The organism is Bradyrhizobium sp. USDA 4354, assembly GCF_054060315.1.
In genome coordinates this window covers 49,218-71,742 of the sequence record NZ_JBSSDC010000001.1, presented here as the reverse complement: position 1 = coordinate 71,742, position 22,525 = coordinate 49,218, and the positions used below count along the sequence as shown (strand labels likewise).

The 22,525-nt window shown below is 65.8% G+C and carries 19 protein-coding genes and 1 other RNA gene; 16 read left to right on the top strand and 4 right to left on the bottom strand.

All coding sequences use genetic code 11. The annotated features are described in order from the left end of the window. Positions 1 to 23 precede the first annotated feature (23 nt). The 3 genes from ACVIIV_RS00325 to ACVIIV_RS00315 all read left to right on the top strand — a co-directional run bounded on the left by ACVIIV_RS00325 (position 24) and on the right by ACVIIV_RS00315 (position 5,364). Positions 24 to 1,610 carry a DHA2 family efflux MFS transporter permease subunit gene (locus ACVIIV_RS00325; RefSeq protein ID WP_456742382.1) on the top strand — a complete coding sequence of 529 codons (1,587 nt, stop codon included), beginning with the start codon at positions 24 to 26 and terminating at the stop codon, positions 1,608 to 1,610. Positions 1,611 to 2,090: 480 nt separating this feature from the next. Next, on the top strand, positions 2,091 to 3,890 hold the full coding sequence (locus tag ACVIIV_RS00320) for an ABC transporter ATP-binding protein (protein WP_456742381.1): 1,800 nt from the start codon (positions 2,091 to 2,093) through the stop codon (positions 3,888 to 3,890). A 67-nt stretch (positions 3,891 to 3,957) separates the two neighbouring features. Next, positions 3,958 to 5,364: an MATE family efflux transporter gene (locus tag ACVIIV_RS00315; protein ID WP_456742380.1), complete on the top strand. Its 1,407-nt coding sequence runs from the start codon at positions 3,958 to 3,960 to the stop codon at positions 5,362 to 5,364. 50 nt (positions 5,365 to 5,414) lie between these two features. Here the strand turns inward: ACVIIV_RS00315 and ACVIIV_RS00310 are convergent, their stop codons facing one another. Then, the gene (locus ACVIIV_RS00310) at positions 5,415 to 6,158 is read right to left on the bottom strand and encodes a sulfite exporter TauE/SafE family protein (RefSeq protein ID WP_456742379.1); all 744 of its coding nucleotides are present in this window, start codon (positions 6,156 to 6,158) and stop codon (positions 5,415 to 5,417) included. A 228-nt stretch (positions 6,159 to 6,386) separates the two neighbouring features. On the opposite strand from ACVIIV_RS00310, the gene ACVIIV_RS00305 reads away from it, so the two are divergent. Continuing rightward, positions 6,387 to 6,650 carry a hypothetical protein gene (locus tag ACVIIV_RS00305; protein WP_456742378.1) on the top strand — a complete coding sequence of 88 codons (264 nt, stop codon included), beginning with the start codon at positions 6,387 to 6,389 and terminating at the stop codon, positions 6,648 to 6,650. Position 6,651: 1 nt separating this feature from the next. On the opposite strand, the gene ACVIIV_RS00300 is transcribed toward ACVIIV_RS00305, so the two are convergent. Next, on the bottom strand, positions 6,652 to 8,022 hold the full coding sequence (locus ACVIIV_RS00300) for an aminotransferase-like domain-containing protein (RefSeq protein ID WP_456742377.1): 1,371 nt from the start codon (positions 8,020 to 8,022) through the stop codon (positions 6,652 to 6,654). Positions 8,023 to 8,100: 78 nt separating this feature from the next. Here ACVIIV_RS00300 and ACVIIV_RS00295 point away from each other — a divergent pair, with 78 nt between their 5' ends. Together ACVIIV_RS00295 and ACVIIV_RS00290 are read left to right on the top strand one after the other, a co-directional pair. Then, a complete protein-coding gene (locus tag ACVIIV_RS00295) occupies positions 8,101 to 8,526 on the top strand; it encodes a DUF983 domain-containing protein (protein ID WP_456742376.1) in 426 nt (141 codons plus the stop codon). A gap of 59 nt (positions 8,527 to 8,585) precedes the next feature. Next, on the top strand, positions 8,586 to 9,308 hold the full coding sequence (locus tag ACVIIV_RS00290; RefSeq protein ID WP_456742375.1) for an alpha/beta fold hydrolase: 723 nt from the start codon (positions 8,586 to 8,588) through the stop codon (positions 9,306 to 9,308). 206 nt (positions 9,309 to 9,514) lie between these two features. On the opposite strand, the gene rnpB is transcribed toward ACVIIV_RS00290, so the two are convergent. Continuing rightward, an RNA gene (rnpB, locus tag ACVIIV_RS00285) (RNase P RNA component class A) lies at positions 9,515 to 9,940 on the bottom strand. 150 nt (positions 9,941 to 10,090) lie between these two features. Between rnpB and ACVIIV_RS00280 the strand changes: the two genes are divergently transcribed. Continuing rightward, positions 10,091 to 10,444: a YciI family protein gene (locus ACVIIV_RS00280; RefSeq protein WP_456742374.1), complete on the top strand. Its 354-nt coding sequence runs from the start codon at positions 10,091 to 10,093 to the stop codon at positions 10,442 to 10,444. Between the two features lie 19 nt (positions 10,445 to 10,463). Further along, on the top strand, positions 10,464 to 11,696 hold the full coding sequence (locus tag ACVIIV_RS00275) for an RNA polymerase sigma factor (RefSeq protein WP_456742373.1): 1,233 nt from the start codon (positions 10,464 to 10,466) through the stop codon (positions 11,694 to 11,696). 156 nt (positions 11,697 to 11,852) lie between these two features. Here the strand turns inward: ACVIIV_RS00275 and ACVIIV_RS00270 are convergent, their stop codons facing one another. Further along, positions 11,853 to 12,716, bottom strand: coding sequence for an N-acetylmuramoyl-L-alanine amidase (locus tag ACVIIV_RS00270; protein WP_456742372.1), 864 nt, complete (start codon positions 12,714 to 12,716; stop codon positions 11,853 to 11,855). A 440-nt stretch (positions 12,717 to 13,156) separates the two neighbouring features. Here ACVIIV_RS00270 and rsmH point away from each other — a divergent pair, with 440 nt between their 5' ends. From rsmH to ACVIIV_RS00230, 8 genes are all read left to right on the top strand, one after another. Continuing rightward, positions 13,157 to 14,146, top strand: coding sequence for a 16S rRNA (cytosine(1402)-N(4))-methyltransferase RsmH (gene rsmH / locus ACVIIV_RS00265; protein ID WP_456742371.1), 990 nt, complete (start codon positions 13,157 to 13,159; stop codon positions 14,144 to 14,146). Between the two features lie 3 nt (positions 14,147 to 14,149). Continuing rightward, positions 14,150 to 14,542 (top strand): cell division protein FtsL, encoded by a 393-nt coding sequence (gene ftsL, locus ACVIIV_RS00260; RefSeq protein WP_456742370.1) that lies wholly within the window; start codon positions 14,150 to 14,152, stop codon positions 14,540 to 14,542. After that, entirely contained in the window at positions 14,539 to 16,305 is a 1,767-nt protein-coding gene (locus ACVIIV_RS00255) for a peptidoglycan D,D-transpeptidase FtsI family protein (protein WP_456742369.1), read from the top strand. The genes ftsL and ACVIIV_RS00255 overlap by 4 nt, the downstream gene beginning before the upstream one ends. 84 nt (positions 16,306 to 16,389) lie before the next feature. Continuing rightward, a complete protein-coding gene (locus tag ACVIIV_RS00250) occupies positions 16,390 to 17,862 on the top strand; it encodes a UDP-N-acetylmuramoyl-L-alanyl-D-glutamate--2,6-diaminopimelate ligase (protein WP_456742368.1) in 1,473 nt (490 codons plus the stop codon). Continuing rightward, complete coding sequence (locus ACVIIV_RS00245; protein WP_456742367.1) at positions 17,859 to 19,241, top strand: UDP-N-acetylmuramoyl-tripeptide--D-alanyl-D-alanine ligase; 1,383 nt, start codon at positions 17,859 to 17,861, stop codon at positions 19,239 to 19,241. Before ACVIIV_RS00250 ends, ACVIIV_RS00245 begins: the two co-directional genes overlap by 4 nt. Before the next feature lie 171 nt (positions 19,242 to 19,412). After that, positions 19,413 to 20,516, top strand: coding sequence for a phospho-N-acetylmuramoyl-pentapeptide-transferase (mraY, locus tag ACVIIV_RS00240; protein WP_456742366.1), 1,104 nt, complete (start codon positions 19,413 to 19,415; stop codon positions 20,514 to 20,516). Between the two features lie 100 nt (positions 20,517 to 20,616). After that, positions 20,617 to 22,014, top strand: a complete 1,398-nt coding sequence (gene murD / locus ACVIIV_RS00235) for a UDP-N-acetylmuramoyl-L-alanine--D-glutamate ligase (RefSeq protein WP_456742365.1) — start codon at positions 20,617 to 20,619, stop codon at positions 22,012 to 22,014. 2 nt (positions 22,015 to 22,016) lie between these two features. Next, a complete protein-coding gene (locus ACVIIV_RS00230; protein ID WP_456742364.1) occupies positions 22,017 to 22,421 on the top strand; it encodes a hypothetical protein in 405 nt (134 codons plus the stop codon). Positions 22,422 to 22,525 lie beyond the last annotated feature (104 nt).

The window sequence follows — 22,525 nt, the reverse complement described above, 5'->3', positions numbered from 1 at the left end:
GCTGAGCGCTGCGAGATCGGCCCATGGCCAACGCCACCACCGCTTCCCCTGCCATGATGGCGGATCCTGCTTCGGAGCGCATCGCGCCGAAGCGGCTGTTCGCGTTCATCATCATGGTGTTCGGGATGTTCATGTCGATCCTGGACATCCAGATCGTCTCGGCCTCCTTGAGCGAAATCCAGGCCGGGCTGTCGGCCAGCTCCAGCGAAGTCTCCTGGGTTCAGACCGCCTACCTGATCGCCGAGGTGATCGCGATTCCGCTCTCGGGATTCCTGTCGCGCGCCTTCGGCACGCGGCTGTTGTTCGCGATCTCGGCGGCGGGCTTCACCTTCTCGAGCCTGCTCTGCGGCTTCGCCACGACGATCGAGGAGATGATCCTTTGGCGCGCGCTGCAGGGCTTTCTCGGCGCCGGCATGATCCCGACGGTGTTCGCCTCGGCCTACACCGTCTTCCCGCGCACGAAATTCCACATCGTCGGTCCCATCATCGGCCTCGTCGCGACGCTGGCGCCGACCATCGGGCCGACGGTCGGCGGCTACATCACCGACCTGATGTCGTGGAACTGGCTGTTCTTCATCAACGTCGTGCCCGGCATCGGCATCACCCTGGGCGTGCTGGCGCTGGTCGATTTCGACGAGCCGCATTTCGAGCTGCTCGACCGCTTCGACTGGTGGGGCCTGTTGTTCATGGCCGGCTTCCTCGGCACGCTGGAATATGTGCTGGAGGAAGGTCCGCAATATGGGTGGATGCAGGACACGTCGGTCGCGATCTGCGCCTGGATCTGCGCGATCTCGGCGATCGCCTTCTTCTGGCGCGTGTTCACGGCGGCCGAGCCGATCGTCAATTTGCGCACGTTCTCCGATCGTAATTTCGCCGTCGGATGCACGCTGCAATTCTGCATCGGCATCGGCCTCTACGGCCTGACCTACATCTATCCGCGCTATCTCGCCGAAGTGCGCGGCTACAGCGCGCTGATGATCGGCGAGACCATGTTCGTCTCCGGCATCACCATGTTCCTGGTCGCGCCGCTGGTCGGCCGGCTCATGGCCAAGCTCGACATGCGCTACATGATCGCGTTCGGCCTCATCGTGTTCGCGATCGGCTCCTACCAGATGACCTGGATCACCCGCGACTACGATTTCTACGAGCTGCTGGTGCCTCAGATCCTGCGCGGGATCGGCATGATGTTCGCGATGGTGCCGACCAACAACATCGCGCTCGGCACGCTGGCGCCAGACCGGGTGAAGAATGCGAGCGGCCTGTTCAACCTGATGCGCAATCTCGGCGGCGCGGTCGGCCTTGCGGTCATCAACACCGCGCTCAACGACCGCACCGACCTGCACATCACCCGCCTGCAGGAGCGCGTGACCTGGGGCAACGCGAACGCGACCGAAACCCTGACCATGTTCATGCAGAAGTTCCAGGGGCTCGGCGATTCCGCGCTGATGGCGATGAAGCAGCTCAGCCAGATCGTGCATCGCCAGGCCGTGGTGATGAGCTTCGGCGACGTCTTTCTCATGCTGGCGCTGTTCTATCTCGGCCTCAGCCTGCTGGTGGCGCTGCTGAACAAGCCGGCTTCGCCGTTCGGCGCCGGTGGCGACGCGCATTAGGCCAGCCACATACTTGGTGTCGTCGCCTGGCCTCGACCGGGCCATCCAGTACGCCGAGACAGTTGTGATTGAGCAGACGGGCCGCGGCGTACTGGATTCCCCGCTTTCGCGGGGAATGACGGCGGAGTAGGCATCGCGCACCAAATTGCAACACTCGTGCGTGATCTCGCGCGGGCCCCGTTGCAATTCACGAGCGACACATCTATAAAGCGCACCTCATTCAATCGAGCCGGGAGGGATTTGCATGATTTCGTCGCATTCGCAGATCGTACGCCCGCGCTCGATGATCTCCTGGTTCGGTATGTACGCGGCCTGTTAGAGGCCTCTTCCGCCAGCTTCGATTGGGCCAAGGTTTCGACCAAGCGTCCCGATCGCTCCGCTTCCCAAGTCAAAATCAGTCTTACGTGACGCCGGCGCGGCCTTCGGGCCGACTTGCGTCCACCGATGGAGCCGGCCCGCGCGAAGCGGCCGGATGATGCCATGACCGCACTGTCAAAAAAGCCTGCGGCGATACGCGTGGTGCTGCCCTTCGTGTTCCGGCACTGGCTGAAGCAGCCGGGGCGGGGGCTCATCGTGGCTGGCGGCCTGCTGGGCGCCACCGTCGCCGACCTGTTCATGCCGGTTTTCTCCGGCCGGCTGGTCGATGCGCTGACGCGTGGCCCGTCCGATCCGGATGCGCGGCATGCCGCCCTGGTTGCCTTCGGCGCCATCGTGGCGCTGGGCGCAGCCTCCGTGGCGCTGCGGCTGGCCGGCCTGCAGGCGATCGTGCCGTTCACGCTCAAGACGATGTCGGACGTCGCACAGGAGGCCTTCATCCGTGTGCAGCGCTTCTCCACCGACTGGCACGCAAACTCCTTCGCGGGCTCCACCGTGCGCAAGATCACGCGCGGCATGTGGGCGCTCGACCTGCTCAACGACACCATCCTGATGGCATTGGCGCCCTCGCTGCTGGTGTTGATCGGTTCGATGGTCCTGATCGGAATGCACTGGACCTCGCTCGGCGTGGTGATCGCGGTCGGCGCGTTCTTCTACGTCACCATCACCGTCGTGTTCTCGACCCGCTACATCGCGCCGGCCGCCCGAGTCTCCAATGCCTGGGACACCAAGGTTGGCGGCACGCTTGCGGATGCCCTGACGTGCAACGCGGTGGTGAAGTCGTTCGGCGCCGAAGCGCGCGAGGATACGCGGCTCGCCCGCGTCATCAACCGATGGCGCGTGCGGGTGCGGCGGACCTGGCTGCGCTACAACTACACGGCCATGGCGCAGCTCTCGCTGCTGCTCTGCCTCCGCACGTCAGTGATTGGCGGCGCGGTGCTGTTGTGGATGTCTGGACGCGCCTCGCCTGGCGACGTGACCTATGTGCTGACCAGCTACTACATCATCCACGCCTATTTGCGCGACGTCGGCATGCACATCAACAACCTCCAGCGCTCGGTCAACGACATGGACGAGCTGGTGGCGATCCATGCCGAGCCCATCGGCATCGCCGATGCGGCCGGCGCGCGGCCGATCGCAATCGAGGGCGGCGAGATCGTGTTCGACGATGTCACCTTCCATTATGGCGGTCATCGCGCGCCGCTGTACGACGGACTATCGGTCAGGATCCGCGCCGGCGAGCGGGTCGGCCTCGTCGGCCGCTCCGGCTCCGGCAAGACCACTTTCGTCAAGCTGGTGCAGCGGCTCTACGACGTCACCGGCGGCCACGTGCTGATCGATGGGCAGGACATCGCGCTCGCCACGCAGCAATCGCTGCGCAGCCAGATCGCGATCGTGCAGCAGGAGCCGATCCTGTTTCACCGCTCGCTTGCCGAGAACATCGCCTATGGCCGGCCCGGCGCCAGCTTTGATGCGATCGAGCAGGCAGCGCGGCTCGCCAATGCGCACGACTTCATCCTGCGCCTGCCGAAGGGGTACGGCACCCTCGTCGGCGAGCGCGGCGTCAAGCTGTCGGGCGGCGAGCGGCAGCGCGTGGCGCTGGCACGCGCGTTCCTGGCGGACGCGCCGGTGCTGATCCTGGACGAGGCGACCTCGAGCCTCGATTCGGAATCGGAGGCGCTGATCCAGCAGGCGATGGAGCGGCTGATGAAGGGGCGCACCTCGATCGTGATCGCGCACCGGCTGTCGACGGTGCGCAGCCTCGATCGGATCCTGGTGTTCGACCGCGGCGAGATCGTCGAGCAGGGCACCCACGCCGTGCTGGCGGCAAAGCCCGGCGGCATCTATCGCGGCCTGTTCGAGCGCCAGGTGGTGGAGTTCGGGCATATCGCAGCAGCGGAATGACGCGCGCGGCAGCGGGGCGAACGTCCCGCTGTCACGCCGCCAAGGAATCCGTCAAGGATGGAATGACATGAAAGACCTGACGAACGGCTCCATCACGATGCACATCTTGCATATGGCACCGCCAATCATGGTCGGCATGATCACGATCATGATCTGCCAGTTGGTCGATCTGTACTTCGTGTCGGGACTGGGCGATGCCGGCGTCGCCGGCGTCGCCGCGGCCGGCAACGCCGGCTTTCTCATCAACGGGCTCATGCAGGTGCTGGGCGTCGGCACGGTGGCGCTGATCGCGCATGCCGTGGGGCGCAAGGATCGGCCGGATGCCAACCTGATCTTCAACCAGGCGATCGTGCTGTCGGTGCTGTTTGGACTGTTGACCCTGGCGATGGGCGCGGTGCTGTCGCGCCCCTATATGCGTTCGATCGCTGCGGACCAGGCCACGATCGAGGCCGGGACGACTTACCTGTTGTGGTTCATGCCGGCGCTCGCGCTGGAATTCGCCATGCAAGTGCTGGCATCCGCGCTGCGTGCGACCGGCATTGTGCGCCCCGCGATGCTTGTGCGGGTGCTCGCGGTCACGATAAATATTGCACTGGCGCCAGTGCTGATCTCGGGCTGGGGCACCGGCTGTCCACTCGGCGTTGCCGGCGCGGGGCTGGCGAGCTCGATCGCGGTCGCCATCGGCGCGCTGATGCTGCTGGCGTATTTCCGCAAGGTCGAGCGCTATGTCGTCTTCAATCCGGCGCAGTGGCGTCCGCAGCCGCACCACTTGAAGCGCATCCTCAACGTCGGCCTGCCGGCCGGCGGCGAGTTCGCGATGATGTTCATCTTCATGGCGGTGGTCTATTACGTGCTGCGCGATTTCGGCGCCGCAGCGCAGGCGGGATTCGGCATAGGACAGCGGGTGCTCGGCCTGATCAACATGCCGGCGCTTGCGGTCGGGCTGGCGGCCGGACCGATCGCCGGCCAGAACGTCGGCGCAGCCAACGCTGCGCGCGTGCGGGAAACCTTCGTCAAGGCCGCTTTGATCGTCACGATCGTGATGACCGGCTTCATGATTCTTGCGCAAGTGAAGCCGGAGCTGCTGCTCGCCGGATTCTCGAGCGACCGCGAGGCCATGGAGATCGCCTACCTGTTCCTGCGGATCATATCGCTCAACATGGTCGCGCAGGGGCTGATCTTCACCTGCTCGAGCATGTTCCAGGCCCTCGGCAACACCGGGCCGGTGCTCTTGAGCTCGGCGACGCGCGTGTTCACCTATTCGCTGCCGGCGATCTGGCTCTCGACGCAGCCGGGCTTTCGCATGGAGTACGTCTGGTATTTGTCGGTCGCGACGACAACATTGCAGGCGGGCTTGAGCCTGTGGCTGCTGCGCCGCGAGTTCAGGAAGCGCTTCACACTGCCACCGAAGGAAAAGGTCGCGGAGCAGGTGGCCTCCGAGCCGGTCACGCCTCCCGCGCGTGCGCCGGCGTAGCGACAGTGACTTCCTTCCCACGGCTCCTGCCAATCGGCGTCGCCGTGGGGCTAATGCGCGCCAATGCTATTCCAGACGAGCGTGAGGCCCGACAGGAACAAGAGGCCGAGCACGGCATCGCCGAACTGCTTGTCGTTCAGCGCGTGATAGACGCGCGCGCCGGCCCAGGCACCGATCAGTGTGCCGGGAAAGGCCACAGCTGCGAGCCAGACCACCTTGAAGGCGACGAGGCCCGATGCGGTCTGCAGCACCAGCGCGGTCGCGAGCACCGTGAAATTGAATAGCTGGAAGATGCCGCGCCGCTCATGCTTGTTCCAGCCGCGAATGTTGGCCCACAGGATCGGCAGCGGCCCCGAAAGTCCGGCGAGGCCGCCAAGAATGCCGCCGGCAAAGCCGATCGCGCCGTCGGCGATCCGGCCGCCGAGCTTGAAGGCGAGCGGCTTCTTGTTGAGATACAGCGCGCTCGAGAAGATCAGGATCAGTACGCCGACGCTCAGCTTGAACACTTTTGGATCGGCGGAGGCGACCATCATGGTCCCGAGCGGGACGCCGATCAGTCCGCCGACCAGGAACGGCCAGACCAGCGACAGATCAAAGCTCTTCCACATCGAGGGCAGCGTCGAGGTCTGCGCGATCACCGAGCAGATCAGCACAAGGGGGACCGCGAGCGAGGGCGGCAGGACGTAGAGCCAGATGCCGAGCGCCATCAGCGCCGTGCCGAATCCGGCAAGGCCCGAGACGAAGCCGCCTGCCAGCGCGCCGAACAGCAGCAGGACGTAGGTGAGCGTTTCCAACAGATCATCCTTGTCGCAAGGGGCGATCCCGAACTGTTGATCGCCATCGCTCGCATAACATGCTTGCTGCCTTGCAGGTCAATCCATGCCGCACGCAAGCGTGATCTGCGGCATTCGGGCTTTCGCGGAAGACACGCCTACATGATCGCCGTACTTCCACCCTGGGGCCGCCCGACGCAATCATGCGCTTCGATCGGTCAGTCCTGAATGCGATGATGGAGAATGACCATGACCCGCACCAAGATTGCCGTTGCAGCCGCGCTGCTGGCCGTGGCGTTGACGCCGACAATGGCCCAGGCGCAGTTCTCCGAGCCTGCGGCCTATCAGGCCGCCCATCCTGACCGCGATGTGCTGAATGGCGGCCAGCTCACGCCTGCCGGGCGCGCGGCTCTCGGTCAGCGGGCAACGCCTGATGATGCGTATGCATCGCAGGCCTATACGTCACCGACGGCACCGGTCGTGCGCTCCGGCCATCGCCGCCATCGTCGATGATCTAGACGATCTGCCTGGTGTCGGCAGGCTTCTGCAGTGCGCCGACCAGGATACGCAGCGCTTCCGACAATTCCGATCTGTTCCGTGCCGCTCCCAGCGAAACACGTGCCGCGTGCGGCGGTGCCCCATCGACCGTGAAGGCTTCGCCGGCGACGACCGCCAGTCCGTTCCGCAGGAGATGGGCCGCGATATCGGGCCGGCCCTCCGGCAGCCGCAGCCAGAGATGATGGGCAGTCGGCTTCGCCAGAAACTGAAAACCCTTCAGCGTGCGTTGCGCGAGCTGCTGGCGGCCGACCGCTTCGTTTCGGATGGCGCTGATGATGCGATCGGCAATGCCGGTTTCGATCCAATGCGTCACCAGCGCGACCATCAGTGGCGCCGGCATCTGCACGGTTGCCTGCAAGGACGTGCGCATGTCTCGCTGCGCGCCGCTGTCGGGCGTCACCAGGTAGGCAACGCGCAGCGCCGGCGCGATGCATTTTGACAGCGTGGTCGCGAGATAAGTCCGCTCCGGAATGAGATTGGCGATCGGCGAAGCCGAGCGGTCGAGCAGCCCGTAGGCGTCGTCCTCGATCAGGATCGTGTCGGCATCGCGGATGATCTTTGCGATGGCGCTGCGCCGCTCGGCGGAAAGCGTTGCGGTGGTCGGATTGTGCAGCGTCGGAATCAGATAGACGGCCTTGGGCCGGTGCAGACGACACGCCCTTGCCAGCGCATCGGGCAGGATGCCGCTATCGTCCATGGCAACGCCGACGAACTTGACGCCGAGCCGTGCCGCGGCGGCCTTGATGCCGGGGAAGGTGAGGGCTTCGGTCAGCACGGTTTCGCCGGGCCGCGCAAGACGGGCCAGCAGGTTGAAAAGGATCGTCTGTGCGCCCGGAAAGATCACGAGCCTGTCGGCCTGCGCATGCGGAACGCGTGCGCGCATCCAGCGCGCCGCGACCTCGCGCTCATGCGCGCTGCCGCCGGGCGGCTGGTAATTGAGATATGCCGTCAGGCCCGATTGTGCGCGGATAGCTTCCATTCCGGCGATGATGCGCTCGTCGAGCTGCGCCTCCAGCGGATGCGGCGGCACGTTCATCGAAAGATCGATCGCGACCGGATGGGGCAGGTCGACGGCGCGGCGCGCGCTTGTCTCCGACACGAACGAGCCTTGTCCGACGCGGGCCTCCATGATGCCGCGGCGCCGCGCCTCGGTATAGGCGCGCGTGACCGTGGTGAGGTCGATGCCGAGTGCCCTGGCCAGCGCGCGCTGCGTCGGCAGTTGCTGGCCACGCACCAGCCGGCCGGCGGCGATATCGGCCTCCATGGCCTCGACGATGCGCTGGTAGCGCGGCCCTGATAGCTCCGAGATTGTAGGGATCCAAGCCATGCAATTTAGGCCATATTCTTTGAATGTATGGATGCAAGACATTATTGTATGGATCGTTGAAAAGGAAGAGGTGTGGTCATGGCGACGGTCTCTCTGGCAAAGGCGATGTGGCGCGGCTTCAGCGGCAAATGTCTCAATTGCGGGGAAGGGCACATGTTCGGCCGCTTCCTGAAAGTGGCCAACGCTTGCGACCATTGCGGCGAGGAGCTGTTTCACCAGCGCGCCGACGACTTTCCCGCCTATCTCGTGATGGTCGTGGTCGGCCATCTCGTGGTGCCGGCGATCCTCGCGATCGAGACCGCCTATGCGCCTGCGGTGTGGCTGCAGCTCGCGCTGTGGCTGCCAGTGACGCTGTTCGCCTCGCTCGCGCTGCTGCAACCGACCAAAGGCGCCATCGTCGGGTTGCAGTGGCAGCTCGGCATGCACGGTTTCGAGGCGAGCAAGCTGCGGCGCGAGGCCGGCGAGCTTGCGCCGGTGCTCGTGAAGGACACGCGCGCGGCCTGAGCGGCGTTTACATCGCGCGGCCGGCCGCTACACTCCATCGTATCAAGCAAGCAAGAACGATGGAAACGCCGATGGCCCGCGCGAAGACCTTCCTGCTCTGTCATGGCGCCTGGTCCGGCGGATGGGCCTGGAAGAAGATGCACCCGCTGATGGCACAGGCCGGCCACCGCTTGGTGGCGCCGACCTACACTGGGCTCGGCGAGCGAGCGCATCTGGCCAATCCCTCGATCGATCTCGCCACCCATATCCAGGACATCCTCAACGTCATCGCCTTCGAGGACCTCAGCGACATCGTTCTGCTCGGCCACAGCTATGGCGGCATGGTCGCGACCGGCGTCGCCGACCGCGCGCGCGAGCGCGTGACGCAACTGATCTATCTCGACGCCTTCGTGCCGCGTGACAGCCAGTCGCTGTTCGACCTCAACGAGGGCGGGCGCGAGCCGATGCGCAACGCGGCCGCTGCCGGCGACGGCTACCGCATCCCGCCGAACCCGCCGCCACCGGATACGCCGCAGGCCGATCTCGACTGGCTCAACGCGCGCCGCGTCCCAATGCCGATCAAGTGCTTCGAGGCGCGCTTGAGGCTCGAACACGGCGAGCCGGCGGTGCCGCGCAGCTACATCTACTGCACGCGCATTCCGCCAGGCGATGTGTTCGGGCAGTTTGCGCAGCGCACGAGGAGCGAGGAGGGCTGGCGCTATTTCGAGCTCGACGCCAGCCATGCGCCGAACGTGACCGCGCCGGGGGCGCTCATGGCAGTGTTGAACGAGATCGTCGCGTAGCCCACACGCGTCATTCCGGAGCGTGCGCAGCACGAACTACGATGCGCAATTGCGCATCTGAGAATCCATTTCTCCTCCGCCTCTGCCGCCCGATAGATTCCGGGTTCTCCCTTCGCGAGCCCCGGAATGACACCATTTGAATGGTTGCCGGCTCCGCCAAAGTGGTGAGGGGCCCGATGCGATCAGCATCGAACCCCTCATTGCAAGATATCAGCCGGCCTGTAAGCCGGGTTCTGTAGGGCACCGTCCGCTTGCGCGAACGATACGTGACGGCCATTCCTCTGGAACCATGTTTGCACATGGCCTCGAGCAACCTACCCGGACGGCGGGCCTGACATCGCCCCGCGGCGTTATCGCTTTCGCGAACAGCCCGCTATGCCGTCCCTATTCGGTTTTGCTCCCGGTGGGGTTTGCCATGCCGGCTCCGTTGCCGGAACCGCGGTGCGCTCTTACCGCACCTTTTCACCCTTACCCCGCGAAGCCGAAGGCGAAGCGGGGCGGTTCGTTCTCTGTGGCACTTTCCCTGGGGTCACCCCCGCCGGACGTTATCCGGCACCGCATGTCAAGGGAGCCCGGACTTTCCTCCCCGGCGGCCTTTCGGCACCTGCCGGAGCGACCGTCCGGCCGACTGACGGGTCTACGCATGGGCATTTATGACGGTTTCGTCAAGCCGATATGGCGACGCACGATCCGCCCGGAATAATTTATCCTGAAGATGTCGTTTGGTGCATGCGCCGTTCGACTGGATGTCGGCGAGCGAGCCGAACAACAGGAGTGAAGCAATGCAATATCTGCTGATGATCTACCAGAATGAGGTCGAGTACGCGAAGAACGACGCGGCGACCAGCCAGAAGATGCTGGCCGAATACCAGGCCTTCACGCAATCCATCATCCAGAGCGGCAACTTCAAGGCCGGTGACCGCCTGCAGCCGACCACGACTGCAACGACCGTGCGCGTGCGCGACGGCAAGACGCTGACGACCGATGGTCCGTTCGCGGAAACGCGCGAGCAGCTCGGCGGTTATTACCTGATCGAAGCCAAGGATCTCAACGCGGCGATCGAGATCGCGGCGCGGATTCCCAGCGCACGCATCGGCTCGATCGAGGTGCGGCCGATCTGGGTTTACGACAAGTGATGGCGAAGCCGCGAGCCGCATGACCCCCGGCGAGATCGACAAAATCTTCCGTGACGAGGCGGGGCGGGCGACGGCCACGCTGATCCGCCTCGTCGGCGATTTCGATCTCGCCGAGGACGCGCTTCAGGATGCGTTTGCCGTCGCGCTGGAACGCTGGGCGGCGGGCGAAATCCCCGACAATCCGCGCGCCTGGCTCGTCAATGTCGCCAAGCACAAGGCGATCGACCGCATCCGCCGCCAGGCCGTCTTCCGCGGCAAGCAGCAGGCGCTGGTGCATGAGCTCGAGCTGAACGCGCAAGCGCCCGACGAGCCGCCGGTGATGCTCGACGATGACATGCTGCGGCTGATCTTCACCTGCTGCCATCCCGCGTTCGCGCCCGAGGTCCAGGTCGCGCTGACGCTGCGCACGGTGTGCGGGCTGTCGACGGCGCAGGTCGCGCGCGCCTTTCTCGTGGGCGAGGAGGCGATGGCGCAGCGGCTCGTCCGCGCCAAACAGAAGATCAGGCTTGCCGGCATTCCCTATGAGGTGCCGGAGCACGAGATGCTGGCGCCGCGGCTCGATGGCGTGCTCGCCGTGATCTATCTCGTCTTCACCGAGGGTTATGTCGCGACCGAGGGCACGGACCTGATGCGGCCCGATCTCGCCGTCGAGGCCATCCGGCTCGGCCGCTTGCTGGACCGGTTGATGGCCGATCGCGCCGGCATCAAGGGCCTGCTGGCGTTGATGCTGCTGCACGACGCGCGCCGCGCCGGGCGCGCGACGCCGGCCGGCGACATCGTGCTGCTCGAAGAGCAGGACCGCTCGCTGTGGGACCGGGCGCAGATCGACGAGGGCCTGCGTCTGGTCGGCGATGCGCTGCGCGTGCCCGGCCGGCCGCAACCCTATGCGGTGCAAGCCGCGATCGCCGCGCTGCATGCGCGTGCGCCGAGCTTCGAGCAGACCGATTGGCCGCAGATTGCGGGGCTCTACCAAGTGCTGCTGCGTATCAGCCCTTCGCCGGTGATCGAGCTCAACCACGCGGCGGCGGTGTCGATGGTCGATGGGCCGGCACGAGCGCTCGATCTCGTCGATGCGATCGCCGCGCGCGGCGGGCTTCGCGGCTATGAGCTGTTGCCCGCCGTGCGCGCGGATCTGTTGCGGCGATTGGGGCGGAAGGAGGAGGCGATGGAGGCGTATGTCGCGGCTGCGGCTGCGACACAGTTGGAGCCGTTGCGGAGGCTCTATGCGCGAAGGATGAGGGAGATGGGGTAAGGCTCTCGTGCCCCGGACGCAGCGCAGCGCCCCCGGCGATGCGAAGCATCGTCCGGTGCGGTGCGCTGCAGAGCCGGGGCCCAACCTATCGCCTCGGGCCGTGTCGCCGACTGGGTCCCGGCTCGCGCTTCGCGCGTCCGGGACACGAGAGCACCCTCACTTCGACGCGACCGTCGTTCCTTCCGCTGGCAAGCTCGCCAGCAGCGCCTGCAAGGTCGACAGCGTCGAATGATCCGCGACACCATCGAGGCGTGCCGGACGGAAATGGCGCTGGAAGGCGGTGACGACTTCCATCGTCGCGGCGTCGTATTTGCCGTTCAGGGGCACGCCATAGCCGTACCTTGCGAGCGCCTGCTGCATGCTCAGCACCGCGTCGCTGATGGTGCCGAGCATCAGAGTCTCGCCTCGAACGATCGGCGCGGGCGTCACCCAGTGACCGACGCCGGAATTGGCCAGCGAATGCCACGGAAACTTCTCGCCGGGGTCCTTCTTGCGGGCGGGCGCGACGTCGGAATGGCCGAGCACCCGGTGCGCCGGCACCTTGCGGCGGAGCATGATGCCGCGGCACAGCGCGATCACGGCGGCGATCTGGCGCAGCGGAAACTCCGGATAGCCCCAGTCATGGCCTCGATTGATGATCTCGATGCCGATCGAGCAGGAGTTGATGTCGTCCTCGCCGGCCCAGGAGGAGACGCCCGCGTGCCAGGCACGCTTGGCCTCGGGCACGCATTGCACGATGCGGCCGTCCTCCAGCACGACATAATGCGCCGAGACTTCGGTGCCGGCCGTGCAGAGGCGCGCCAGCGCGCCCTCGACATCGGGCATGCCGGTGTAGTGCAGCACGATCATGTCCGGCTGTCGTCCCTTGCTGCGCTCGCCATAATTGGGCGAGGGGATGATGTCCGAGACGATCGAGGAATCGGGCTCGAACGTCCGCAGGCTCGCCACGGTCTTGGGAACCGGGAGAACACGGTGACGCTTCGAATCAGATCCAGACGGCGTGGACGAACCGGAGGGCATGAGCAGCTCGAACGGACGGAGAGTGGGGCAAGCCCTTCTCTTTACTATTCCTTTACCCTCCACCGCGCGCAATCGCGCGGCGCGGTTAACAGATTCATTTTGGCGATGTGTGTGGATGAAGCATCACCCCCTCACCACCTTTTCCACTTGTCAGGAGCCGAGCAACGCTTTCTTAACGCTAAGGGCCGTTACTGAGGGATGAAGAGCCGACCCGCGTCCGGAGGCGGCCAAAGCGTATTTTGGCTCGAAATCCCATGGCTGCCCGACAAATTCCACTGGGAACACTGGGTTTGTGGCCCGGGACGACCGGGCTCGGTAACCATGCTGGACAGAGGCTTTGTCGTGGAACCGCCGCGACGCGCAATGATTCGAGGCGTAATGGGCTTGTTCGACCCCGATCTCGCTTGGGTGCCAGGCTGGGCGGTCGGCAGGCGTCGCGCATGAGCTCGGCTCCGCATATCCCCGTTCTCGGCCGTGAGGCCATCGCGCATCTCGCCCCGCGCGAGGGCGGCGTCTATGTCGACGCCACTTTTGGTGCCGGCGGCTATAGCCGCGCGATCCTGGAGGTGCCGGGAACCCGACTCATCGCCATTGATCGCGACCGCACCGCGATTGCCGGCGGTGCCGAACTGGTCGAACGCTCCGCGGGCCGGCTGACGCTGGTCGAGGACCGCTTCTCCAACCTTGCCGAGGTCTGCGCGGCGCAAGGTGTCGAGACGATCGACGGCGTCGTGATGGATGTCGGCGTGTCCTCGATGCAGCTCGACCAAGCAGGCCGCGGCTTCTCCTTCCGCCTCGACGGCCCGCTCGACATGCGGATGGGGCAGGCAGGCCCGACTGCGGCGGACGTCGTCGCGCGCGCCTCCGAAGGCGATCTCGCCGACATCATCTATCTCTTCGGCGAGGAGCGGCATTCGCGCCGCATCGCCCGCGCCATCGTCGCGGACCGGCAGGAGACCCCGTTCACGACCACGCGCGCGCTCGCCGATCTCGTCGGCAGGGTCGTGCGATCGAAGCCTGGGGACATTCACCCGGCGACTCGGACCTTCCAGGCGCTGCGCATCTTCGTCAACGAAGAGCTCGAGGAACTCCAGACGGCGCTCGCTGCGGCCGAGCGCGTGCTCAAGCCCGGCGGCCGCCTCGTCGTCGTCTCGTTCCATTCGCTGGAAGACCGCATCGTCAAGAATTTCCTCTCCGAGCGGTCCAAGACAGGCGGCGGTTCGCGGCATCTGCCGGAAGTCGCGCAAAGTCCGCCGAGCTTCCAGCTGCTGACGCGGCGGCCGGTCGTCGCCGGTGAGGACGAAGTGGCGCATAATCCGCGCGCGCGCTCGGCAAAGCTGCGCGCCGCCGAGCGCACCTCGGCCCCGGCGCATGCGATCGATGAGGCATCGTCCTGGCCAAAGCTCTCCGACGTGATGAGGGGCGGCTAGCGCATGCGCATCATCCACCTCCTCGTCATCGGTGCGCTGATCTTCGCAGCCGCCCATGTCTACCGGATCAAGATGGACTCCACGGCGCGCACCGAAAAGGTGCTGCGGCTGCATGCGGAGATCCGCGAACAGCGCGACGCGATCGCCTCGCTGCGCGCCGAATGGGCCAAGCTCGATGCGCCCTTGCGCCTGCAAGGACTGTCCGACCGGCATCTGTCGCTGAAGCCGGTTAACGGCACGCAATATGATTCGCTGAAGAACCTGCCGGAGCGTCCGCCGCGGATGTTCAGGCCGGGTGAGCCCGATCCGATCGGGGCCATGCTCAAGACCATCGAAGCCGCGAGCGACCCCGACACGGTGACGGGTTCCGTATCTCAGCCCGAGGACAAGCAATGAGCCCGGCGACGCCTGCAAGACCAACCGGAAAGTCGACCGAGCGGTCAGTTGAACCTTGGCGGCAGCGGCTGATCCGAAGCCTGCTCTACGGGCGCAACGTCGATCGCGCCGCGAAGGCGCGCGCGCGCGTCGGCCTCGCCATGCTCGCCTTCGCTTCGGTCTACGCCCTGATCGGCGGACGGCTCGTGATGTTTGCGATCGGTGCGGACGCCCACAGTGCGCGCCGCGCCGCGGCGCAGGAGGTGGTTGCGACCGCGCGGCCCGACATCGTCGACCGCAACGGAGCGATCCTTGCGACCGACGTCAAGGCGGCGAGCCTGTTCGGCGAGCCGCGCCGCATCATCGACAAGGACGAGGCGATCGAGCTCTTGACCGCGACCATTCCCGACCTCGACGAGGCCGAAGTGCGCGAGCGCCTGAAGTCGCGCAAGGGTTTCGCCTGGCTCAAGCGCGAGGTCACGCCGGCGCAGCAGCAGGCCATTCACAAGCTCGGCATTCCCGGCATCGGCTTCCTGCGCGAGAACAAGCGCGTCTATCCGACCGGCAACGAGGTCGCCCACCTCATCGGGCTCGTCAACATCGACAACCAGGGCATCGCCGGTCTCGAGAAGTGGCTCGACAACCAGGGACTCGCCGATCTCCATCGCGCTGGCTTTGCCACCGACCGGCTGCAAAAGCCGATCGAGCTCTCGGTCGATCTGCGCGTCGAGCACGCGCTGCGCGACGAGCTCTTGAAGGCCAAAAACAAGTTCCATGCCAAGGCCGCTTCCGGCATCGTCTCCAACGTCAAGACCGGCGAGATCGTGGCGATGGTCTCGCTTCCGGACTTCGATCCCAACAATCCGAAGGAAGCGCACGACCCCGACCGCATCAACCGCCTGACCACCGGCGTCTACGAGATGGGCTCGACCTTCAAGGCCTTCACGCTGGCGATGGGGCTCGATTCCGGCAAGATCAATCTCAACTCGATGTGGGACGCACGCGGGAACCTGCACTATGGCAAGTTCACGATTCACGACAGCCATCCGCTCGGGCGCTTCATCAACACCAAGGAAGTGTTCACTTACTCGTCCAACATCGGTGCGGCACGGATCGCGCTAAATCAGGGCGTCGAGGCGCACAAGGCGTTCCTCGCCAAGATGGGCCAGTTGACGCGGCTGCGCACCGAATTGCCGGAGAGCGCGGCGCCGCTGATCCCGCGCCGCTGGGGTGAGCTGAACACGGTCACCATCGCGTTCGGCCAGGGCATGTCGGTGGCACCGCTGCAGGCGGTGATGGGCATCAACGCGCTGGTGAACGGCGGCTATCTGATTCCGCCAACATTCATGAAGCGCAGCGAAGCCGAAGCGACGGCGATGGCCAAGCGCGTCATCAAGCCGGAGACCAGCGACAAGATGCGGTTCCTGATGCGGCTCAATGCCGAAATCGGTACCGCCAAGACCGCGGACATCAAGGGCTATTACGTCGGCGGCAAGACCGGCACGTCCGAAAAGGTCATCAACGGCCGCTACGCCAAGAAGCGCGTGCTCAACTCGTTCACCGCCATCATGCCCTGCGACGATCCGAAATATCAGATCCTGATCATGCTGGATGAGCCGCAGGCGATTCCTGAGACGAAGGGCTTCATCACCTCGGGCTGGAACGCGGTGCCGACCGGCGGCAAGGTAATCGAGCGGATCGCGCCGCTTCTGGGTGTCGAGCCACGGTTCGACCTGCCGCCGTCCGAGCGCCTTATTCTTGCAGCATCCAGGACAACCCAGTAATCAACCGGGTGGGCCATCGCCGTGCTGAGTCGGGATTTTCCCTAAGGATTCGGCTTTCCGGCAGGGCATGTCGACTGGAAGACCATGAAGCTGCGCGACCTCTTAGGTCAGGATGTTCTGGGCAATGATGCCGCGATCGAGCCCGCCGTCGCGGCGCTCGAGGTGAGCGGCGTTGCGCTCGACAGCCGCGTGGTCAAGCCGGGCGATCTCTTCTTCGCGCTCGCAGGGAGCAAGACCGACGGCGCACGCTTCGTCGATGCTGCGGTTGCCGCGGGCGCGATCGCGGTTGTCGGCGACCATGCGCCGGCAGCATGCAACGTGCCGTTCGTCGCGGCCGCCAATCCGCGCCGCGCCCTGGCGCTCGCCGCCGCAAGAATCTTCCCTGCACAGCCCGCGACGATCGCCGCCGTGACCGGAACCAGCGGCAAGACCTCGGTTGCCGCCTTCACACGTCAGATCTGGGAGCGGTTGGGACATGCCTCCGCCAGCATCGGCACCATCGGCCTGGTCTCGCCCAAGCGCACCGTCTACGGCTCGCTGACGACGCCCGATCCGATCGGCCTGCACCGGCAGTTGGATGAGATCGCGCGCGAGGGCGTCACGCATCTCGCCTTCGAGGCCTCCTCGCACGGGCTCGACCAGTACCGCCTCGACGGCGTGCGTATCTCGGCCGGCGGCTTCACGAATCTCTCGCGCGACCACATGGATTACCATCCGACCGTTGCGCATTACCTCGCGGCAAAGCTGCGCCTGTTCCGCGAGCTGGTGCCGCCGGGTGGCGCCGCAGTGATCTCGGCCGATCATGATTGCTCGGCGGAAGCAATCGATGCGGCGAAGTCGCGCGGCCTGCGCGTCATGGCGGTCGGCCGTAACGGCGATGGCGCAGGCGAGGGTATCCGCCTCACGGAGGCCGTGGTCGAAGCCTTCTCGCAGAAGCTCATGGTCGAACATCGCGGCAAGGGTTACGCGATCCGGCTGCCGCTGGTCGGCGAATTCCAGATCGAGAACGCGCTGGTGTCGGCCGGCCTTGCGATCGGCACCGGCAGCGACGCTGCAAACGTGTTCGCAAGCCTCGAGCATCTCGAAGGCGCCAAGGGCCGGCTCGAGCGTGTGGGCGAGCGCAACGGCGCGCCGATCTTCGTCGACTACGCACATAAGCCCGACGCGCTGGCGAAGGCGCTGCAGGCGCTGCGGCCCTATGCGAAGCGCAGGCTGGTCGTCGTGTTCGGCGCCGGCGGCGACCGCGATGCCGGCAAGCGTCCGATCATGGGCGAGATCGCGGCCGAGAATGCCGACGCCGTCATCGTCACCGACGACAATCCGCGCAGCGAGAAGCCCGAGGCCATTCGTGCGGAGATCCTCGCCACCGCGAAGGGCGCCCGCGAGATCGGCGATCGCGCCAAGGCGATTCGCGCGGCGATCGAGGAGCTGGAAGACGGCGATGCACTGCTCATCGCCGGCAAGGGCCACGAGACCGGGCAGATCGTCGGCAGCGAGGTTTTGCCCTTCAGTGATCACGAGGCGGTCGCCGCCGCATTAGCGTCGAGGGTTGCATGAGCGCGCCAATATGGACGGTTGCCGAGGTCGCGCGTGCGCTTGGCGTTGCCGGATCGTTCCCGGACTCGGGAATCGACTTCGTCACGCAGGACAGCCGTCTGGTGAAGCCGGGCAGCCTGTTCGTTGCGCTCAGCGGCACGCCGAGCGGCGGCTTCGTCTCGGCCTTCGCCAGCGCGCGCGACGGCTGGGAGTTCGCGGACAAGGCGGAGGCTTCGGGCGCGGTCGCGATGATCGTGCCGCACGAGATCGCAGGCATCCGCATTCCCCAGATCGTCGTCAAGGACACGCTGATCGACGGTCTCTGGGGCCTCGCGCGCGCCGCGCGCGCCCGGTTCAACGGTCCGGTGATCGGTCTCACCGGCAGCGCCGGCAAGACCAGCACCAAGGAATTTCTCGCCGCCTATCCGAATGCCTATGCGAGCCCCTCGAGCTTCAACAATTTCTGGGGCGTGCCGCTGACGCTGTGCAACGCGAAGCCGGACGCCAGCCTCTGGGTCGTCGAGATGGGCATGAACCAGCAAGGTGAGATCGGCCGGCTCAGCGAATTGACGCGGCCGACGGTCGCGCTCGTCGTCAACGTCCAGCCGGTGCATCTGGAAAAGCTCGGCTCGCTCGACGCCATCAGGCACGAGAAGGTGTCGATCGCGCTCGGCCTGCCCGAGGACGGGGTGCTGGTGCTGCCCGCCGGGATCAAGGCGCCCGAGTGGAAGGGCAAGGTCGTGCGCTTTGGCAGCGAGCATGCCGAGGTGCACGAGGTCGCGCACGCGCCTCACGGCGAGAGCTGGCAGATCGTGGCCGCGATCGGCAAGAAGGAGATCGCCTTCAGCCTCACCCCTGGTGCGCCGCACCGGGTGCACAATGCGCTGGCCGCGCTTGCCTCCGTTCATGCCGCGCATCTCGACGTCGCGACGCTCGCGATCAAGCTCGACCGCGTCGGCATCATGACCGGACGCGGCGTCGAGCAGGCGGTCGGCGACGTCACCGTGATCGACGACAGCTTCAACGGCAATCCGGCCAGCGTGGCGGCGGCGCTGCAAAGCCTGCAGGCGCGCCACATGACCGGCGGCCGCCGCATAGCGGTGCTCGGCGACATGCTCGAGCTCGGCGATGACGCACCGAGCTATCACACCGGCCTCGCCAGGCATCTCGAAGGCATCGACGGCGTCTATTGCGTCGGGCCGCTGATGCGCCACCTCTACGACCTGCTGCCATCGGGCAAGGGCCTCGGCTGGCACGATGATCCCGCCACGCTGAAGCCGAGCGAGGTTGCGCGCCTGCTGAAGGCAGGCGACGTCGTGGTTGTCAAGGGCAGCAAGAAGATGTTCTGGGTCAACAAGTTTGTGCCGGGCCTGGTGGCCGCCTTGCAGGCAAAGGCGTAAACTGCTTGGAAGGCGCTGTTCCCGAATCCCACCCTTTGCGGCAGGAAGCCGTCCGTTTTCCCCGAGGTCGTGCCCGACCCGATGATGAAGACCAGCGAATGCGCGTGAGGCACATTGAGGCCGAGAACAAGGCCAAGGCTGCGTGTGCAAAGGCGCCATAGGACCGTCTGAATGTTTTACTGGCTGATCGAGCTCTCCAACACATTTCCGGGCTTCGGTGCGTTTCGCACCTTCCTGAACGTCTTCCGCTACATCACCTTCCGCACCGGCGGCGCCGTCGTCACCGGCGCGCTGTTCGTGTTCCTGTTCGGACCCTGGATCATCGATCATTTGCGCATCCGCCAGGGCAAGGGCCAGCCGATCCGCACCGACGGTCCGCAATCGCATCTGAGCAAGAAGGGCACGCCCACCATGGGCGGCCTGATGATCCTGTCCGGCCTCACGGTGGGTACGGTGCTGTGGGCCAATCCGCTCAACCCCTATGTCTGGATCGTGCTGGCGGTGACGCTCGGCTTCGGCTTCGTCGGCTTCTATGACGATTACCTGAAGGTGACCAAGCAGACCACGACCGGGTTCGGCGGCAAGCTTCGCCTGCTGATCGAGGCGGTGATCGCGCTGGTCGCCTGCTACGCGCTGGTGCGGCTGAACCGCGATCCAGCCTCGACCGCGCTGACGATTCCGTTCCTGAAGGATACCGTGCTGCATTTCGGCTGGTTCTTCGTCATCTTCGGCGCCTTCGTCATCGTCGGGGCCGGCAATGCGGTGAACCTCACCGACGGTCTCGACGGCCTCGCCATCGTGCCCGTGATGATTGCGACCGCGAGCTTCGCGATGATCGCCTATCTCACCGGCAACTTGGTCTTCGCCGACTACCTCCAGATCAAATATGTCGCCGGCACCGGCGAGCTCGCGGTGCTCTGCGGCGCGTTGCTCGGCGCCGGTCTCGGCTTCCTCTGGTTCAACGCGCCGCCCGCCTCGATCTTCATGGGCGACACCGGCTCGCTCGCGCTCGGCGGCATGCTGGGGGCCATCGCGGTCGCGGTGAAGCACGAGATCGTGCTCGCCGTGATCGGCGGATTGTTCGTGCTCGAGGCGGTTTCGGTCATCGTGCAGGTCGTGTCCTTTAAGCTCACCGGCAAGCGCGTGTTCCGGATGGCGCCGATCCATCACCACTTCGAGCAGAAGGGCTGGACCGAGCCGCAGATCGTGATCCGCTTCTGGATCATCTCGGTGATGCTGGCGCTTGCCGGCCTTTCGACGCTGAAGCTGCGGTGATGGTCCAAGATCGTCATTCCGGACGACGCGGAGCGGCGATCCGGAATCTCGAGATTCCGGGTTCTCGCTTCGCGAGCCCCGGAATGACGGAGAAGAAATCATGATCCCGATCACCTCCTTCGCCGGCAAGACCGTTGCGGTGTTCGGCCTCGGCGGCTCGGGGCTCGCCTCCTGCCACGCTTTGAAGGCGGGCGGTGCCGAGGTGGTCGCGGCCGACGACAATGCCGACAATGTCGCCAAGGCCGCGCAGGCCGGCTTCATCACCGCGGATCTGCGCGATGTCTCCTGGGCGAATTTCGCAGCGCTGGTGCTCGCGCCCGGCGTGCCGCTGACCCATCCGGTGCCGCATTGGAGCGTGCTCAAGGCGCGCGAGGCGGGTGTCGAGGTGATCGGCGACATCGAGCTGTTCTGCCGCGAGCGGCGGCGCCATGCGCCGGATGCGCCGTTCGTCGCCATCACCGGCACCAACGGCAAGTCGACCACGACGGCGCTGATCGCGCACCTGACAAAGGTCGCCGGCTACGACACCCAGATGGGCGGCAATATCGGCACCGCGATCCTGTCGCTGGAGCCGCCGCGCATGGGCCGCGTCCACGTCATCGAGATGTCGTCCTACCAGATCGACCTCACGCCATCGCTCGATCCGTCCGTCGGCATTTTGCTCAATGTCAGCGAGGACCATATCGACCGCCACGGCACCATCGAACATTATGCCGCGTTGAAGGAGCGCCTCGTTGCGGGCGTGCAGGACGGCGGCACCGCGATCGTCGGCGTCGACGACGGCTTTTGTCGCGACATCGCCGACCGGCTCGACCGCGCCGGCAAGGACGTGGTGCGCATCTCCGTCAAGAACCCGCTGGCCTCAGGTATCCATGTCGAGCACGGCAATATCGTGCGCACCGCGGGCGGCGCCCGCAGCGAGGTCGCCGCGCTCGGCGGCATCGGTTCGCTACGCGGCCTGCACAATGCGCAGAATGCGGCCTGTGCCGCCGCCGCCGCGCTGGCAATGGGCATCAGCCTCGATGTGCTCCAGAACGGCCTGCGCAGCTTTCCCGGCCTTGCGCACCGCATGGAGCAGGTCGGCCGCCGCGGCAACGTGCTTTTCGTCAACGACTCCAAGGGCACCAACGCGGACGCCACCGCGCATGCGCTGTCGTCGTTCGCCGATATCTTCTGGATCGCCGGCGGCAAGCCCAAGGCCGGCGGCATCACGAGTCTAACGGGCTTCTTCCCGCGCATCCGAAAAGCCTATCTGATCGGCGAAGCTGCGCAGGAGTTTTCGGGAACGCTGGGCACGGTCGCGCACGAGATCAGCGAGACCCTGGATGTTGCCGTCGAGCACGCCGCGCGCGATGCGGAAGCCTCGGGGCTTACGGATGCGGTCGTGCTGCTGTCGCCGGCTTGCGCCTCGTTCGACCAGTACCGCAATTTCGAGATCCGCGGCACCAAGTTCCGCGAACTGGTGCAGGCGCTGCCGGGCGTGAAGCCGGTGGTGTAAGGATGTCGCGGCGACGCTGGATCTGGATTGTCGGCGCTGCCCTCGCCGTTCCGGTCGCTGCGGGTTTCCTTTTTGTTGTCCTCATTGACAGTGTCATGCACGAGTTTGGCGCATGCCGTGTCGTTCGCCAGCGAGCATTCGCCTCTCCAAGCGGCAGCCAGTTGGTCGTCGTGGTCTGGAAGTCGTGCGGAGCGACGGTGCCCGACAGCACGCAAGCCAGCATCATCGCGCGCGGCCGGACGTTCTCGCCTGAGAGCACGCCGACCTTCCTTAGCGTGCGCGGGCATCTTGATCCTGTCGTCGCCTGGAGTAGTGAGCGGGCGGTCAGGATCGGATTCATTCCCGGCCCCGATCAGGTCTACAAGCGCGATCAGCGCGCGGGGGACGTCACGATCGGCTACGACTAGACTCTCGTGTCCCGGACGCGCGTAGCGCGAGCCGGGACCCAGACGCCACACAATGAGCCCCGGCTCTGCAGCGCACTACGCCGCTAAGGAGCGGCGCATTGCGC